Consider the following 14992-nt stretch of genomic DNA (forward strand, 5'->3'; position numbering starts at 1 on the left):
AGATCGACCTGGCGTTGATCGATGGTATGGAGTCGGCGCGGCCGAAGCCACTGATTCGACAACGATTCGCCGCGCCCAGGGGATGTCTCCTCAGCCGCGGACCTGCCCGAGCCAGTGCAAAGTACGGCGGATCTCCTCCGGGAAGGGGTGGTGCGGCCCGTGCAGCCGCTCGGCGTCGTACAGGAGGCGGGCGAGCATGTCGTGGGCGGCCGGGCGGTCGCCGAGGGAGAGCAGCAAGTGCCCGATCCGGCGGCGGATGTCCAGCGGGGTGGCGGGGTCGGTGGCCGCGTACTGCTCGAAGTACGGGAGCAGGGTGCGGTATTCGACCAGGGCCTGGCCGGCCTCGCCGAGCTGTTCGAGGCACTGGGCCGCCTCGTAGCGGAACTGGAGGGACTTGCGCGGGGCTTCGGGGCCGGACTCGGCGGCGTACTCGTCGGCGAGACGGCGCAGTTCGGGCAGGGCGCGGCGGTACTGGCCGTCGTCCATGAGGGTCACCGCGTACTGCTTGCGCAGCGACCGTACGACCGGGGACAGCTCGCCGTGTTCGGCGGCCGCCGCCGGGAGGATCGCGCCGAGGATGTCCACGGCCTGGGTGATCCACCCCTGGTCGAGCAGGCGCTTGACCTCGTCCACGGCCGCGGCGACATCGGAGCGGGCGGGGGCCGCGGGGGGTGCCTGCGGCACGGCGGCGGGCGGCGGGGCCGGGCGATCGGGCCAGGGGGCGTGCGGGCGCAGGAAGGGGCGCGTGGGGTCCATGGGGCCGGTGGCGGCGGCCCCGGGCGCCGCGGCGGCGTAGGGCAGCAGGGGGACCAGCGCCTGGTAGACCTCCTGGGCGTCGGCCGGCCGGTGCTGGGGGTCCTTGGAGAGCAGCCGCAGCACCAGGGCCTCCAGCGCCTCGGGCACCTCGGGCCGCGCCTGGCGGACCGGGACCGGCGGCTCGTAGAGGTGGCGGTGCAGCACGCCCAGGGCGGTGGAGCCGGCGAACGGCACATTGCCGATGAGGAGTTCGTGCAGCAGCACGCCGAGCGCGTACAGGTCGGTGTACGGGCCGACGGTGCCGCCCATGGCCTGCTCGGGGGCCATGTAGGCGGGGCTGCCGATGGGCGATCCGGTGTGGGTGAGGCGGGTGGTGTCGGTGTCGAGGACGGCGGCGACGCCGAGGTCGAGGACGAGCACCGAGCCGTCGGGACGGACCATCACGTTCCGCGGCTTGAGGTCGCGGTGCACGATCGGCACCGCGTGGACGGCGGAGAGCACCGCGCACAGCTGGGCCGCGACGCACACCGCCCACTGCCAGGGGTAGGGGTCGTGCTCGGCGAGGTGGTCGGCGAGGTCGGCGCCCTCGACGTACTGCATGATCAGGTAGAGGTCGTCCCCGTCGCTGCCGGCGTCGTGCACGGTGACCAGGCCGGGGTGGTCGACCTGCGCGGTGACCCGGCACTCCCGTACGAAGCGGCGGCGCAGCTCGTCCACGCCGTCGCTGCCGCCGCCGGTGGGTATCGCCATCCGGTCGGGGCGCAGCAGCTTGACGGCGACGCGGCGGTCGAGCCGCCGGTCGTACGCGGTCCACACCTGGCCCATGCCGCCCTGGCCGAGGAGGGTGGCCAGCTCATAGCGGTCGGCGACGACGCGTCCGTTCACCGGCCCTCCTCCCTGCGGAGGTAGTCGCTGAGTTCGTCCAGCTCGGCGCGCACCCGCCGGATGCGCTGGTGTTGGGGCTGCGGCTGGGGCTGGGGCTGCTGGTGCTGCGCCTGCGGCTGCGGATACAGCTGGGGCTGGGGCTGGGGCTGCGTGTGGGGCTGGAGGGGCTGCTGCGGGTGCTGGTGCGGGAGGGGCTGCGGATGCTGGAGGGGCGGCGCGGGCTGGTGCGGCACAGGCGGGTAGCCGTAGGCCGCGGGTGGGTACCCCGGCGGGACGTACGGCGCCACGGCCGGCGCCGCGGGCCGGGCCGGGCGGTGGTGCCTGATGTCCACGATCAGGTAGTGCGCCGTCACGCCGCAGGCCAGCAGGACCACTCCGGCCAGGGTGGTGTACGCCAGCGCGTCGGGCTCGTCGGGACCGGTCCCGAACTCGACGAAGGCGAGCACGACCAGCACACAGCTGGTCCAGAACAGCAGCCAGTCGAGCGCGCGGCGGCGCAGGATGGCCACCCGCAGCATCGTCACCCACGACAGGAAGCCGAGACTCAGCAGGGTCACGGCCACGAAGACCACCCGCAGGACGACCACCGTGGCGGTGGTGGCGGGGCGGGGCGGCGGCGCGGGTGCGTGGCCGTGCATGGCTTGCTCCTGGAGGACGACCGGGTGCCGAGGGGTGCTGACGCGGGTGCGGAGGCCCGCTCGAGCGTATACATCGACGTGGCGAGCGGAGCCCGGGTTGTATGGATCCGTCGTCTCATTGATCACACAATCGTGATCAATGGGGCTGGACGGTGCCGTCGGCGAGCCCGTCGTACAGCCCCCGCACCAACTGCTCCCCCAGCCGCCCCGCGAGCCTCAGCGCCTCCTCGAAGGAGGCGAGGGTGCGGTAGTGCTCGCCGTAGCGCCGCTGGTCGGTGAGCGGCAGCCGGGGCAGCCGCAGCCGGCGCACGTCGAGCCGGGTGGCGGTGGAGGCGTAGCTGCTGGCCTGCCGCTGGTTGGCGCCGCCGCGCAGATATCCGGCGAGGAACCACGGGTCGAGCGCCTCCGGGTCGGGCCGCAGCAGGCACAGGTTGCGGGCGAGCGCGGCGCCGGCCGCCGCCTCGTCCACCACCCGGGCGACCGTGCCGCCGCCGATCAGCGGCACCACGACGTCGCCCGGCTCGGTCAGCACCGGCTCCTCGGCGGCCGCCCCGGCCCGCTCGCCGGCGGCGGGGGCCGGGAGGGTGCCGGTGGGACCGGTCCCGGCGAGCACATCGGTCTCGGTGAGCACCGGGGGCGCCCCCGGCCCCGCGCCCGCCGTGGTGCCGGCCGTCGCGGCGGCGCCGCCGGTGCGCAGCACCAGGGCGCCCGCGCGGGCCAGTTCGCCGACGGTGGTCATGGGCCAGCGGGCGCCCTGCGGCCCGCCCGCCGCGCTCTCGGCGGCCGGGGCGCCGGGGGCCGCCGGGGCCTGGGGCACGGCGGGGGCGACGGGGGTCAGTTCGACCGTGCGGGCCAGGGTGGCGGTGAGCCGGTCGCGGACGGCGGCCAGTTCGTCGGCGCCGCCGCCCGCGGCGGGCGGGGGCAGATGGCGGGCGGGGGCCAGGTCGACGTCGTCGTCGAGGAGTTCGATCACGGGCAGCACCCGGGACACCCCCGGCCGCTCGGGTGAGCCGCCGCGGTCGAAGGCGCGCCAGGCGTCCAGGACGGTGTCGCGCACGGTCTGCCAGGGCAGCTTGTCCCGGCCCGGGGAGGCGGCGGCCGCCGCGTAGCCGGGGACCGGCGCCCCGGGGCCGTCGGCCGGGGCGGCCGCCGAGGCCGCGGCCGCGGCGGCGTCCACGAGCAGCAGCTGGGGGGCCGCGGGCTGCCCGGCGCCCGGGCGGCGCAGCACCCACAGGTGCAGCGGGATGCCGTACGGCGGGGCGGCGCCGGCGGGCAGCGCGACCACGGCCCGCAGCGCGCCGCGCCGCAGCAGGTCGGCGCGGATGCGGCGGCCGGAGCGGCGGGAGGCCACCGCCGGGGGCATGACCAGGACGGCGGTGCCGCCGTCGCGGACGTGCGCGAGGGCGTGCTGGACCCAGGCCAGCTCGGATTCGGTGCGGGCCGGGAAGCCGTACTCCCAGCGGGGGTCGTAGGCGAGCTCGTCGTGGCCCCAGTTGCGCTCGTTGAACGGCGGGTGGCTCACCACCGCGTCGGCGGTGAGCTGCGGCAGGGCGTCCGCGCGCAGGCTGTCGCCGCCGTGCACCCGCACCCGGGCGCCCTGCGCGTCGTGGGCCAGGGCCAGCCGGAGCGCGGTGAGCGCGGCCAGCTCGCGGTCCAGCTCCTGGGCGTACAGGGTGGCGGCGGCCGGGACGGCGCTCAGCAGCCCGCCGGTGCCCGAGGCGGGATCCAGGACGGTGGGGGCGGGGCCGGCGGCCGGAGCGGGCTCCTCCGCCCCGCCCGCCACGCCCGCCAGGGCGGCCATCAGCTCGGCGAGTTCGGGCGGGGTGACGGTGTACTGCCGCGGGTTGGCGTCGAGGTGGCGTCCGATGAGGAATTCGTACGCCTCGCGCGGGCTCGACTCGGCGGCCAGCTCGGCGGCCTGGCGCAGCAGCGGTACGAAGGGCCGCAGCCCGGCCGGGTCGGCGACGGGCACGGGGTGGTCCTCGCCGAGCCGGGCGGTCAGCACCGTGGTCAGCGAGGGCGGCAGCAGCTCGGCCAGCCCCGGGTCGGGGGCCTCGCTCAACTGGCGCCAGTGGGCGGGCCGGTCCCGCACCAGCAGGAGGACGGCGCCGACGTGGCCGAGGGCGGCGGCGGCCCCGGCCGGATGCCCGGCGAGCTGCTGCCAGACGCGCTCGCGCAGCGGCACCTCGGCGAGCTTGCCCTGGGCGCGCAGCCATTGCTCGACCTCGCCGAGGGCGAAGGTGGGGCTGGTCTCGGTGCCGCCGACCGGCTTGGGGAAGTTCGGGTGGCGGCGGCGCCAGTTGCTGACGGCGGCGCGGCCGACCCCGGCCAGCCGGGCGATCCCGGCGGCGGTCACCTCTGCTGCGTTGTCGGGCACCTGGCTGACTCCGTCCCGTGTGCGGTTGTGGCGTCGAGCATACCGATAGCGATCTTCAAAGAGACCGGTTCACATTGTGAATCCTACTCTCAGTCGAACTCGTGTTGACTCGGTTCACAGCGTCTGGTCTTATTGACGCATCGGTTCACGGAGTCCGAGTCCGGCTCCGGGATGAGCGCCAGAAGGGGTGGCTGTCGCATGTCTCAGCAGCGGAAGCAGAACTGGTTTGCCCGGCACAAGGTCCTCACGGGCGCCGGGGCGCTCGTCGCGGTGATCGCCATCGGCGGCGCCGTGGCGGGAGGGGGAGGAGACGACGGCAAGGACAAGAAGGACACCGCGTCCCAGCAGGCCGCGTCCGGCGGTGACGCCAAGCCCGACGCCGCGAAGGACAAGCCCAAGGCCGAGCCCGCCATCGGCGGCGACGGCACCTTCCAGGTCGGCTCCGACATCAAGCCCGGCACCTACAGATCCACGGACAACACCGACGGCATGTGCTACTGGGAGCGGGCCAAGGACTCCAGCGGCGAGACCGACGCGATCATCGCCAACGACAACGTCATGGGCAACGCCTATGTGACCATCAAGGCGAGCGACAAGATCTTCAAGTCGAACGACTGCCACGACTGGGAAGCGGTGCCGGCCAAGGCCTCCGGCACCCCCGGGTCCGAGGCGTCCGGGGACGGCGGCATGTACCGGATCGGCGTCGATCTCGCCCCCGGTACGTACAAGTCGGCCGGCAACGCCAATGACGCGACCTGCTATTGGGAACGCAGCAAGGACGCCCTGCACGGCATCGACTCGATCATCGCCAACGAGAACGTCTCCGGGAACGGCGTCGTGACGATCGCCGCCGGCGACGGATACTTCAAGACCAACGGCTGCAAGAACTGGAAGAAGACGAGCTGATGCGCTCCACCACGACCCTGGCGGCGCTGTGCGCCGTGACCGCGCTGGCCCTGACCGCCTGCGGCACCGACGGCGACAAGAGCGACGACGCGGGCAAGTCCGGGCAGAAGACCTCGGCGTCCGCCACCCCCGGCTCCGGACTGGAGAAGCTGTCCGGCCCGGAGATCGCCGACAAGGCGATGAAGGCGATGAAGTCCGCCAAGTCCCTCACCACGGACCTCAAGGGCACGATCGACGGCGGCCCCATGACGTACCACCTGTCCTCGGACAGCAAGGGCGAGTGCGCGGGCAACCTGACCATGGGCAGCGACGGCGGCGTCGAGCTGATCAAGACCGGCGACATGGTCTACATGAAGTTCGACCGCGCCTTCTGGAAGTCGCAGGGCGGCAAGGACGGCGCCGCCGCGGCCGACCTGATCGGCGAGCGCTGGACCAAGTCCAAGGCCACCGGCGCCGACGCCAAGGACTTCGCCACCTTCTGCGACTCCGACACCATGCTGGCGGGCTTCCAGGACGGCCCCAGCGCCGCGCGCAAGGGCAAGACCACCACGGTCGACGGCAAGCCCGCGATCACCCTCACCGAGACCGAGGGCAAGGAGACGTACACCGTCTACATAGCCACCGAGGGCAAGCCGTACATCCTCCAGATGGTCATCAAGGGCGGCAAGGAGCCCGGCACGGTGAAGTTCAGCGACTTCGACAAGCCGGTGAACGCCAAGGCCCCGACCGGCGACGTGGTCGACCTCGACAGCCTCTGACCGACCAGCCCCGGCCGGCCCACTCCATCCGGGCCGGCCGGGGTTTTGCGGTGACTATGAGACGGCGACACGCCGACGTTACGGCGTGTCACCGTCTCATATTCACCACAAACGCGGCGTCTTCGGCGTCAGGTAGCGTCCGGCGCCGCCTCAAAGCTGTACTCGTAGCCGACAACCAGCCGGTAGGGCAGGCACCACTCGCCATATTCGATCACGCCCTCGTCATCCCACAGCCGGTGAGCGCCCGCGAGGATGGGCGAGCCGACGCGCAGGCCGAGGAAGTTCGCCTCTCGCGCGTCGGCGTCGCGGCCGTGGACGTCGTCACGGCCCGCTTGGATCCGGCGCCCGGTGGCCTGCTGGATCTTCGGCAGCAGGCCAGCCGCAGCGCGTGCGGAAGTGGACAGCAACTCGGGTACGGCGGCCGCGAAGTGCGCCGGGTACCAGGTCACGAAGAGGCCGATGCGTTGCTGCCCCTTGCCGGTGTGCCACTGGCGTCGCACTACTTGGTCGCCGTCCTCCAGGTCGAAGATCTCGGCGACATACTGGGGCGGCTTGATCAGTTCAGCGTTCGTGACGACCATCGTCTCGCCCTCCGAGAGAACCGACCCGGTGCGCAGGACGCGAGTGATCCGGTCGTAGCCGGACGGGGCGACCTCGGGCGCGTTGGCGACGAAGGTGCCCCGTCGCGAGGTCGTGATGTAGCCCTCCACCTGGAGCTGATCGAGGGAACGGCCGAGGGTGGCGACGGATACGCCCTCCTGCCGCGCCAGTTCCCGCACAGGTGGCAGCTTCTCGCCCTCCTTGAGCACCCCGTCGAGGATGCGGCGCCTGATGCGTTCCGCGACCCGCATGTAGGGGTGATTGCTGCCGGGCATGGCGCCTCCTGTACCGGTGTCCTAGGGCACGACCGACTGTACTAGGTCACAGGTAATCCGTACGGGGGAAATGACGCCATATCCTCTGGGCGCAGTGTCCTAGGTCACGCTACTTTCTGACCTAGGACAGATGGTCAGACCCCCGCGACGGGCGAACGTCCGGGGGCGTGGCCCACCAGCTGAAACGGAGCTGATGAGCATGGGCGACCCTATCGGGCGGTTCTTCGCCTGGGTGAGTGCACTTCTCGCCTTACGGCCGCGTGGCCGTCATCGGGCCGGGAGGGTGCCTCCCGCGCCGCGTACGGGCTTCTTGCGGCCCGAGGCCCGGGACACGGGCTCCCCGACAGTCGAAGCCAGGCCCCAAGTGATGCCCACAACCCCGCACAGCACGGCGGCCCGCTGGTGACCGCCATCACCCTCACGCCCGCCCCCTCCCCGGGGCCCGGGTGCGCTCTGTGCGCCACCCCCGGGGACTTCGGGCCCCACGACCCCGCCGACCCCCACTCGGGCCTGTGCCCCGCGTGCGTCACGGCGGGCAAGCCCACCCGCGAGGGCCTTGAGAGCGCGGTGCTCATTGTGGCCGGACAGACTCTGGCAGGGGCTGAATCCCTCGAACTCGCCACCGCAGCCCCGGAAGAACTGGCCTACCACCTGGGCGCGGTGAAACGGAGCCTGCGCACCGTGCTCCAGCTCCTCGCACCGGTCAAGGGAAAGGGAGCCCGGTGAACGCCGACAACCAACCCGACCGCGGCGAACGGCCAAAGATGACCATGCGCGTCTACACCATCGCACGTGACGGCATCATCACCGCACAACGCGCGATGGTGACCGTCCTCGTCGGGGAGAAGGTCGACCCCTACGGGCTCGGGCAGGCATGGCCACCATGCCCGTGCCCCCGCCATCGCGAACACAACAACCCGGACCGCTTCAAGCGCTCCTGAAACGGCCGCCCGCCCTCTCGATCATCTGAGAGCGATCGAGAGGGCGGGGGTCCCCAGCGGCCGGAACACATCGGTTGGACCGCCCGAGGGCCGGAGGGTGCGGGGCCGTGGTCTTGTTCAGTCGGTGTCCGTCGCGGCCAGCACCGCCAGCCGTCGGCGTTCCGGAGAGACCGCGACCAAGCCGATGTCCCAGGCCACACGCTCGAACCACTCCGTATCGGCGCTGAACACGTACCAAAGGCACTCGCGTACACGTGCCTCGACCGCCTCCGCGGAGCCGCCCTCCGCGGCACCGGCCAGGCCGGCCAGGGACTGCCACGCGGTCAGGCGGCCGTAGGCGCCGTGGAGGCCGGAGTTGTAGGCCCCTCCCGTGGACGCGGCGGCAAAGAGCACCTGCCATGCCTCCTCCGGCGGACAGGCCGTGACCGAGAGCGCGGTCTTCTTCCCCGCGCCCTTCAGGCACTTCAGCCCGAGCGCCGGCAACACACTCGGTACCGACTCGGCTTCCAGAGGGTCTGCCGGTTCAAAGACCCGTGCCTCGACCCGGCCGTTCGACTCCTCGGCCCAGTTCGCCACGGCGGCACCGATGCTCTTGGCCGCGGCTTCGGTCGTCGTCTCCTCGACCGACGGGACGCGTGCCCCGCCGACGACCGCCGCGCCGCCGTTCTCCTCCGGACCGTACGGCATCGAGTAGCTGCTGCCACGGGCGCTGTAACTCGGCAGGCCGGGCTGTCCTTCCACGTCGGACAGCGCCAACGGCAGCCATACCAGGGGATGGCTCCTCCAGTACGACGCCGATGTGGTCCACCGTGCGATCCCGGGGATCTCCGCGACCCTGACGCCTCTGAGGACCAGCTCGTGGACCAGGCAGGCCCGCAGCTCCTCCGAGACGTTCCCGCTGAACGCCACGGCCAGTTCCTCTCCCGGCTGGCTGGAGGCCAGCAGGGAGGCCGTGTAACGGTCGAGCTTCCCGTCGGCGGCCTCCGCCGAGGAGACCAGGCGCAGAGCCTGAGCGACGTTTTCAGGCCCGGGTGTGGTGGCCAGCAGGCGGAGCAGATAGTCGAAGACACTCCGGTACTGCCAGATCCGCCCGGAGTCGGAGCCGTACGCCCCGGCGAGCGCTATGCCAAGATCCGCGAGGAAGGCGGCGTCCCCGCGGGCGAGACGGCGGTCGGCCACCTCCCATACCTCGGTGACGCGTTGCAGACCCGGCAGGCTCGTCACGATTTCCTGTATGCGGTCCGTCACGGTATGGAGCGTACGAGTCCGACGCTCCGGAAACGAACGCATTTTCCCGGATCACCGGGGGCTTTCAGCCGTCGCACTGCTTCGCCATCATCGCCTTGTCCGCCGTCGTCACCGGGAGGGCGTACTTGAGGGACACCTGGGCGAAGCGGACCGCGTACGCGCACCTGACCGGCTTGCTGGGCGGCAGCCAGGACGCGGGGCCCGAGTCCCTCTTGGCCGAATTGGCCCGGCCCTCCACCGGGATCAGATTGAGCACGTCGTTCGCGAGCTGTTCGCGCTTGCTCTCCGGCCAGCGGGAGGAGCCCATCTGCCAGCTGTACGACAGCGGCACCACATGGTCGATCTGCACCTGCGCGGCCCTCTGCTTGCGCCACTCGATGGTCTTGCCGGTATACGGGTCGTGCAGCGTCATCGAGACGACCACGCAGTCGGATCCGGACCGGAAACGCAGCCGCCGGCCGTCGCGCTTCAGAAGGTCGTTGCGGGTGTCGCAGCCGTTGCGCGCGAGCGGTACCCCGTCGGCCGTGTCCATCCAGGCATAGCCGAACTTGTCCCGCTCGTAGCCGGTCCTCGGGCCCCGGCCCTTGGTGAGCACCTGGTCGATGAGCCTCCGGGCCGCGGCCTTGTCCGCGTCGGTGGTCACGGGCGCCAGGCCCGGCTTCGTACCATCCGGGTTCTTCAGCGGGCTGACCGCCCGCCCGTCAGGCGCCGCGCCGCCGTGTCCGCCGTCGGCCCGCCCGCCGCCCTCGCGTCCGCCGCCGTCGGCCCCGTCGCCGGCCGAACATCCGGAGACCAACGCCAGCACGGCGAGCCCCGGAATCAGAACCTGCCCAAACCGTCCCTGCAACGCCCCGGCCTCCTTCGCGTATCTTTTCGCACAGACCGCCCACACGATAAGGACCCTGGATGGACACGGCCGCCGCAACCCCGCCCGGCACCACCGCCGAGGGGGCGACCGCCGCCACCTTGGACCACGAGCAGGCAGGTACCCGTCAACCGGCGGCGCGTCACCCGCGGCTCGACCCCTACTGGCTGGCCGCCGGGTTCTTCGTGGCCTTCGCCGCCGTATCGGTGTGCCGCTACCGGCGGATGGCGACCATGTCCTGGGACCTGGGCATCTTCGAGCAGGCGATACGCTCCTACGCCCACTTCCAGACCCCCGTCGCCGACCTCAAGGGCCCCGGGTTCAACATCCTGGGCGACCACTTCAGCCCGGTCACCGCCCTGCTCGCGCCCTTCTACCGGGTCTTCCCCTCCCCCGTCACCCTGCTCGTCGCCCAGGCCGCCCTCTTCGCCCTCTCCACCATCCCGGTCACCCGCGTCGCGGCGCGCCTGCTGGGGCGGGGCCGGGGGCTGGCGATCGGGGTCGCGTACGGGCTGTCCTGGGGGGTCCAGCGGGCCGTCGACTTCGACTTCCACGAGATCGCCTTCGCGATGCCGCTGCTCGCCCTCTCCCTGGAGGCGGTCATCCTGCGGCGCTGGTACGCGGCGATGCTGTGGGCCGCCCCGCTGGTCTTCGTCAAGGAGGACATGGGGGCCACGGTGGCCGCGATCGGCGCCGTGATCCTGATCCGCACCTGGCAGGAGCGGCCGCCGCGGATCGTCCCGCTCGCGGTCGGGCTCATCGCCTTCGGCGTGCTGGCCTGCGCCCTCGCGCTCGGAGTGATCATCCCGAGCTTCAACGGCTCCGGCTCGTACGACTACTGGAACAAGGTCGGCAGTGGCGGCGAGCAGACCGGGACCATCCCCTTCGAGACCGCGGTGCGCACCCTGCTGTGGGTGCTGCTGCCCACCAGCGGGCTGCTCGCGCTGCGCTCCCCGCTGCTGCTGGCCGCCGTGCCCACCCTCGGCTGGCGCTTCGTCTCCCACGACGACCACTACTGGGGCACGGACTGGCACTACAGCGCGGTGCTGATGCCGATCGTCGCGCTCGCCCTCGTCGACGCCGTGCACCGCACCCGCGACAGCCACCGCCCCTGGCTCGCCTCGTACGCCCGGCAGCTGCCCGCCCTGGTCGCCGGCGCGGCGCTGGCCCTCACCGCCTCGCTGCCGCTGGAGAACCTGACCGACCCGGGCTACTACGAGAAGCCCAAGGAGGTCACCGCCGTGGAGCGGCTGCTGGACCGGATCCCCGACGGGGCGTCGGTCGAGGCCAACGTGGGGCCGATAAGCCGGCTCACCAACCGCTGCCGGGTCCTGTGGGTCGGCGGTACGCGCGGTGTCGTGCCGGACTACATAGCCCTTCAGGAGTACGACCGCACGCCCGATCAGCTCGTCGAGTACGCCAAGCAGCTCCACCCGGACGCGCGCTACGCGTATCTCGGCTCCAGCGGGGGCTACTTCGTGCTCAAGCGGGTCCACGGGGGCTGAACCCCCGCGGGGGGAACGGGGATCGGGATCGGCGTCAGGCTGTCATCGGCTCGGGGGCGATCAGCGCGAACGCGGCCCCTTGCGGGTCCTGGACCACGGCCATCCGGCCCGCCACCATGTCGAAGGGCTCCCGGCACACCGTCCCGCCGGCCGAGTTCACCTTCGCCACGGTCCCATCGGTGTCCGCGACCGCGAAGTAGACCAGCCAGTGCGAGCCCGCGTCGGGCGGGGCGCCTTCGCCCAGCGGCCGCATCCCGCCCACCGGGCGGCCCTCCACCGACAGCGAGAAGTAGTCCTCCGCGCCCTCCATCGGGGCGGCGACAAGGCCCAGCGCGGCCTGGTAGAAGGCGGCGGCGGCCTCGGGGTCGGTGGTGTTGAGTTCGTTCCAGATCAGGGCGCCGGGCTCGTTGACGAGGCCCGCGCCGGGGAAGTCCCTCGGCTCCCAGACGCCGAAGACCGCCCCGGTCGGGTCGGCGGCCACCAGCATCCGCCCCAGATTCATGACCTCCACGGCGGGGGTGAACACGGTGCCCCCGTTGCGCGTGACGGCCTGGAGCGTGGCGTCGGCGTCCGAGGTGGAGAAGTAGCTGGTCCACACGGGCGGCGGCGGGGGCTGGTCGCCCATCGCCTCGGCCGACATGATGCCGGCCACCGGCTTGCCCCGAAGGGTGCACAGCGCGTATCCGCCGGTCTCGGGCGGGCCGGGGCGGCCCTCCCAGCCGAAGACCTGGGCGTAGAAGTCGAGGGCGGCCGCCTGGTCGGGGGCCACCACATCGATCCAGCAGGGGGTACCGGGCTGGTAGGGCTCGGTGACTTCGGGCATCGGCGCCTCCCGGTCGGGCCCCGGCCGCCGCGGCGGCCGGACGGACACATCCCCTCGGCCCATTGTCCCGGGGCGCGGCGCCGCCGCCACTCGGCACCGCCGCCCGGGCCATCCGCGCGCCCTTCTCACCGCGCCCTTCCCGCCCCGTCCTCGTCGCCCCCTCCTCCTCACCGCATCGCTACCGGCCTCGCACCGTCTTGGGAAACGGCCGTCACAGGCGTACGGCAGGACGCCCGGCGTGAACCCCTACGCACACCCGTACGAGGACGCCCGCGGGCTGCGTTGCGTACGCGCCAAGGACCCGCGGCGCTGACGCCGGACGGCAGCGGGCTGAGAAAGCCGACGGGCGGCGGGCGGCCCGTGAGGGCCGACCGCCGCCCGGGGCGGGAGTCCTAAGGGTGCGTCAGGCGCCGGTGGCGCTGCCGGCGACCCACTGGCTCCAGCTCATGTTCCAACCGTTCAGGCCGTTGTCCGGCGAGACGGTCCTGTCGTGCGAGTTCTTCACGATCACGACGTCACCGATCTGGGACTGGTTGTAGAACCAGGAGCCGTCGGTGCCCGGGTCGTTCGCGCCCTTGGTGTCCGACAGGCCCACGCAGCCGTGGCTGGTGTTGACGCTGCCGAAGATGGACTTGGCGCCCCAGTAGTTGCCGTGGATGAAGGTGCCCGAGGTGGTCAGGCGCATGGCGTGCGGCACGTCCTTGATGTCGTACTCGCCCTTGCCGTCGCTGTCCGTGAAGCCGACCGTGGCGCCGTTCATCCGGGTCTCCTTGAACTTCTCGGAGATCACCATCTGACCGTTGTAGGTCGTGTTCTGCGGGCTGCCGGCCGAGATCTTAATGGTCTTGAGCAGCTTGCCGTCACGCACGACCTTCATGGTCTTGGCCTCGGCGTCGACCGTGGAGACCTGGGAGCGACCGATCTTGAACGAGACGGTCTTCTCCTGAACGCCCTTCACGCCGGGCGAGCCCTCGACGCCGTCGAGGTCCAGCTTCAGGGTGACCGTCGAGTTGGCCTTCCAGTACTCCTTCGGCCGGAAGTCCAGGCGCTGGCTGCCGAACCAGTGGCCGACGACCTGCTGACCGCTGCTGGAGTTGACCGTGATGTGCGACTGGACGGCCTTCTTGTCGCTGATCGCCTTGTCGAAGTTGATCGACACGGGCATGCCGACGCCGACCGTCGAGCCGCTCTCCGGCGTGAAGTTCCCGATGAAGCTGTTGGCCGGCGAGACGGTGGTGAACGACGAGTTCTCGGTGGCCTTGCGGCCGTCGGAGTCCACGGCCGTGGCGGTGATCTTGTACTGGGTGGACCGCTCCAGCTGCCCGTTCGGCTTCCAGGACTTCTTGTCGGCCGATATGGTGCCGGGGACGGTGGTGCCCGTCGCGGCCGCGGTCATCGTCACGTCCTTGAGCGTGCCGCCGGACACCGTGACCTTGGTGTCGCTGTTGATGCCCGCGTTGTTCGCTCCGGCCTTGGGCGAAATCTTGATGTGGGCCTGCGACGCGTCCTTGGCGGCCGCCTCGTCCACCTGGGACTGCGACTTGCCGCCGTCGTTCTTGTCCCCGTCGCTGCCGCCCTTGTCATCCCCTCCGCACGCCGAGAGAGTCAGTACTCCACAGAGCACGGCGGCCGCGGCCGCCACCAGCCCTTTACGGCGCTTGCCGTCCGTCATCACACGCTTCTCCATTGATCTGGACCCCAGAAACCCCGGACCTGTTCGACAAGAACGCCTGTACCTTTTGGTCGGTTCCTCGCACAGTAAAACTGTGCGCGATGCCACTTAGCAAAGGCGCCGGTCAAGCCCGTGGCCCGACCGGGGTACCCGGCACCCGTGCGGCTCAGTCGTCCCTGTCCCCTCTTATCCTCCAGGACGCCGAGGCCCCGATCTCCGTTCCACTTCGGCGCGTCGGGGTCGCGGACCTCCGAAGGTTGCCGGGACCAACCCACCCCAAAGCGGCACAAAGCATGTCGTCTCAGGACTGCCCATACGACGGAGGGTATGCCTCCGGGCGGCCTCGCTTCCGCGCGACCCGCAGTTGTCACTACGATCGGACGCACGGGGCCAATTGACCGCAGCCTCAAGGAGGATGCCGTTGTCCGCACGCCGACCGCTGCTGACCGCCGCTGCCGCCGGCTCGCTGCTGTGCGCCCTGTGGTTCGTCCCGTCCGCGAACGCCACCGTCGAGCGGGACGGTCGGGCGCCCGCCGGACAGACGAGCGCCCAGCCGTCCTCCGGCGAGAACCTGGCCGACACCGGCAGCGTGGACGTCACCCCGTACCTGGTCGGCGGCACCGCCTTCCTCGGGCTCGGCGTCGCGATGGTGACCGCCTCCGTACGCCGACGGGCCCCCCTTTAAGGGCTCGGTTCGCCTCCGGGGCGCCTCAGCCCCTGTCGACGGTCGACCGTGCTCGGCC

At 71.8% G+C, this 14992-nt stretch carries 14 protein-coding genes; 6 read left to right on the plus strand and 8 right to left on the minus strand.

What is annotated here, in order from left to right:
- Positions 1 to 90: 90 nt before the first annotated feature.
- From BBH68_RS08955 to BBH68_RS08965, 3 genes are all read right to left on the minus strand, one after another.
- Positions 91 to 1641: a serine/threonine-protein kinase gene (locus tag BBH68_RS08955; protein ID WP_065960452.1), complete on the minus strand. Its 1551-nt coding sequence runs from the start codon at positions 1639 to 1641 to the stop codon at positions 91 to 93.
- Positions 1638 to 2279: a hypothetical protein gene (locus tag BBH68_RS41865; RefSeq protein WP_065960453.1), complete on the minus strand. Its 642-nt coding sequence runs from the start codon at positions 2277 to 2279 to the stop codon at positions 1638 to 1640. The genes BBH68_RS08955 and BBH68_RS41865 overlap by 4 nt, the downstream gene beginning before the upstream one ends.
- A gap of 136 nt (positions 2280 to 2415) precedes the next feature.
- Positions 2416 to 4656 (minus strand): N-6 DNA methylase, encoded by a 2241-nt coding sequence (locus BBH68_RS08965; RefSeq protein WP_174588993.1) that lies wholly within the window; start codon positions 4654 to 4656, stop codon positions 2416 to 2418.
- Between the two features lie 198 nt (positions 4657 to 4854).
- On the opposite strand from BBH68_RS08965, the gene BBH68_RS08970 reads away from it, so the two are divergent.
- On the plus strand, positions 4855 to 5562 hold the full coding sequence (locus tag BBH68_RS08970; RefSeq protein WP_065960456.1) for an Rv1352/Rv1906c domain-containing protein: 708 nt from the start codon (positions 4855 to 4857) through the stop codon (positions 5560 to 5562).
- On the plus strand, positions 5562 to 6320 hold the full coding sequence (locus tag BBH68_RS08975) for a hypothetical protein (protein ID WP_065960458.1): 759 nt from the start codon (positions 5562 to 5564) through the stop codon (positions 6318 to 6320). The genes BBH68_RS08970 and BBH68_RS08975 overlap by 1 nt, the downstream gene beginning before the upstream one ends.
- Positions 6321 to 6448: 128 nt before the next feature.
- On the opposite strand, the gene BBH68_RS08980 is transcribed toward BBH68_RS08975, so the two are convergent.
- Positions 6449 to 7195 (minus strand): GntR family transcriptional regulator, encoded by a 747-nt coding sequence (locus BBH68_RS08980; protein ID WP_065960461.1) that lies wholly within the window; start codon positions 7193 to 7195, stop codon positions 6449 to 6451.
- 402 nt (positions 7196 to 7597) lie between these two features.
- Here BBH68_RS08980 and BBH68_RS08985 point away from each other — a divergent pair, with 402 nt between their 5' ends.
- Positions 7598 to 7921, plus strand: a complete 324-nt coding sequence (locus BBH68_RS08985; protein WP_065960462.1) for a hypothetical protein — start codon at positions 7598 to 7600, stop codon at positions 7919 to 7921.
- Positions 7918 to 8136: a hypothetical protein gene (locus BBH68_RS08990; protein ID WP_065960463.1), complete on the plus strand. Its 219-nt coding sequence runs from the start codon at positions 7918 to 7920 to the stop codon at positions 8134 to 8136. The genes BBH68_RS08985 and BBH68_RS08990 overlap by 4 nt, the downstream gene beginning before the upstream one ends.
- Before the next feature lie 117 nt (positions 8137 to 8253).
- On the opposite strand, the gene BBH68_RS08995 is transcribed toward BBH68_RS08990, so the two are convergent.
- Complete coding sequence (locus tag BBH68_RS08995) at positions 8254 to 9384, minus strand: DUF6183 family protein (RefSeq protein ID WP_065960464.1); 1131 nt, start codon at positions 9382 to 9384, stop codon at positions 8254 to 8256.
- A gap of 64 nt (positions 9385 to 9448) precedes the next feature.
- On the minus strand, positions 9449 to 10231 hold the full coding sequence (locus tag BBH68_RS09000) for an HNH endonuclease family protein (RefSeq protein ID WP_065960466.1): 783 nt from the start codon (positions 10229 to 10231) through the stop codon (positions 9449 to 9451).
- A gap of 59 nt (positions 10232 to 10290) precedes the next feature.
- On the opposite strand from BBH68_RS09000, the gene BBH68_RS09005 reads away from it, so the two are divergent.
- Positions 10291 to 11754, plus strand: coding sequence for a DUF2079 domain-containing protein (locus BBH68_RS09005; protein WP_065960469.1), 1464 nt, complete (start codon positions 10291 to 10293; stop codon positions 11752 to 11754).
- Between the two features lie 34 nt (positions 11755 to 11788).
- On the opposite strand, the gene BBH68_RS09010 is transcribed toward BBH68_RS09005, so the two are convergent.
- Positions 11789 to 12577, minus strand: a complete 789-nt coding sequence (locus tag BBH68_RS09010; protein WP_065960471.1) for a VOC family protein — start codon at positions 12575 to 12577, stop codon at positions 11789 to 11791.
- Positions 12578 to 12980: 403 nt separating this feature from the next.
- Positions 12981 to 14264: a L,D-transpeptidase gene (locus BBH68_RS09015; RefSeq protein WP_076972198.1), complete on the minus strand. Its 1284-nt coding sequence runs from the start codon at positions 14262 to 14264 to the stop codon at positions 12981 to 12983.
- Positions 14265 to 14664: 400 nt separating this feature from the next.
- Between BBH68_RS09015 and BBH68_RS41870 the strand changes: the two genes are divergently transcribed.
- Complete coding sequence (locus BBH68_RS41870; RefSeq protein ID WP_065960474.1) at positions 14665 to 14934, plus strand: hypothetical protein; 270 nt, start codon at positions 14665 to 14667, stop codon at positions 14932 to 14934.
- Positions 14935 to 14992 lie beyond the last annotated feature (58 nt).

Source organism: Streptomyces sparsogenes (genome assembly GCF_001704635.1).
Taxonomy (GTDB): domain Bacteria; phylum Actinomycetota; class Actinomycetes; order Streptomycetales; family Streptomycetaceae; genus Streptomyces; species Streptomyces sparsogenes.

Coding starts and splice junctions, on each gene's coding strand:
- BBH68_RS41865 (WP_065960453.1), bottom strand. CDS start 2,279: ATGCACGGCCACGCACCCGCGCCGCCGCCCCGCCCCGCCACCACCGCC.
- BBH68_RS08970 (WP_065960456.1), top strand. CDS start 4,855: ATGTCTCAGCAGCGGAAGCAGAACTGGTTTGCCCGGCACAAGGTCCTC.
- BBH68_RS08975 (WP_065960458.1), top strand. CDS start 5,562: ATGCGCTCCACCACGACCCTGGCGGCGCTGTGCGCCGTGACCGCGCTG.
- BBH68_RS08980 (WP_065960461.1), bottom strand. CDS start 7,195: ATGCCCGGCAGCAATCACCCCTACATGCGGGTCGCGGAACGCATCAGG.
- BBH68_RS09005 (WP_065960469.1), top strand. CDS start 10,291: ATGGACACGGCCGCCGCAACCCCGCCCGGCACCACCGCCGAGGGGGCG.
- BBH68_RS09010 (WP_065960471.1), bottom strand. CDS start 12,577: ATGCCCGAAGTCACCGAGCCCTACCAGCCCGGTACCCCCTGCTGGATC.
- BBH68_RS09015 (WP_076972198.1), bottom strand. CDS start 14,264: ATGGAGAAGCGTGTGATGACGGACGGCAAGCGCCGTAAAGGGCTGGTG.
- BBH68_RS41870 (WP_065960474.1), top strand. CDS start 14,665: ATGCCGTTGTCCGCACGCCGACCGCTGCTGACCGCCGCTGCCGCCGGC.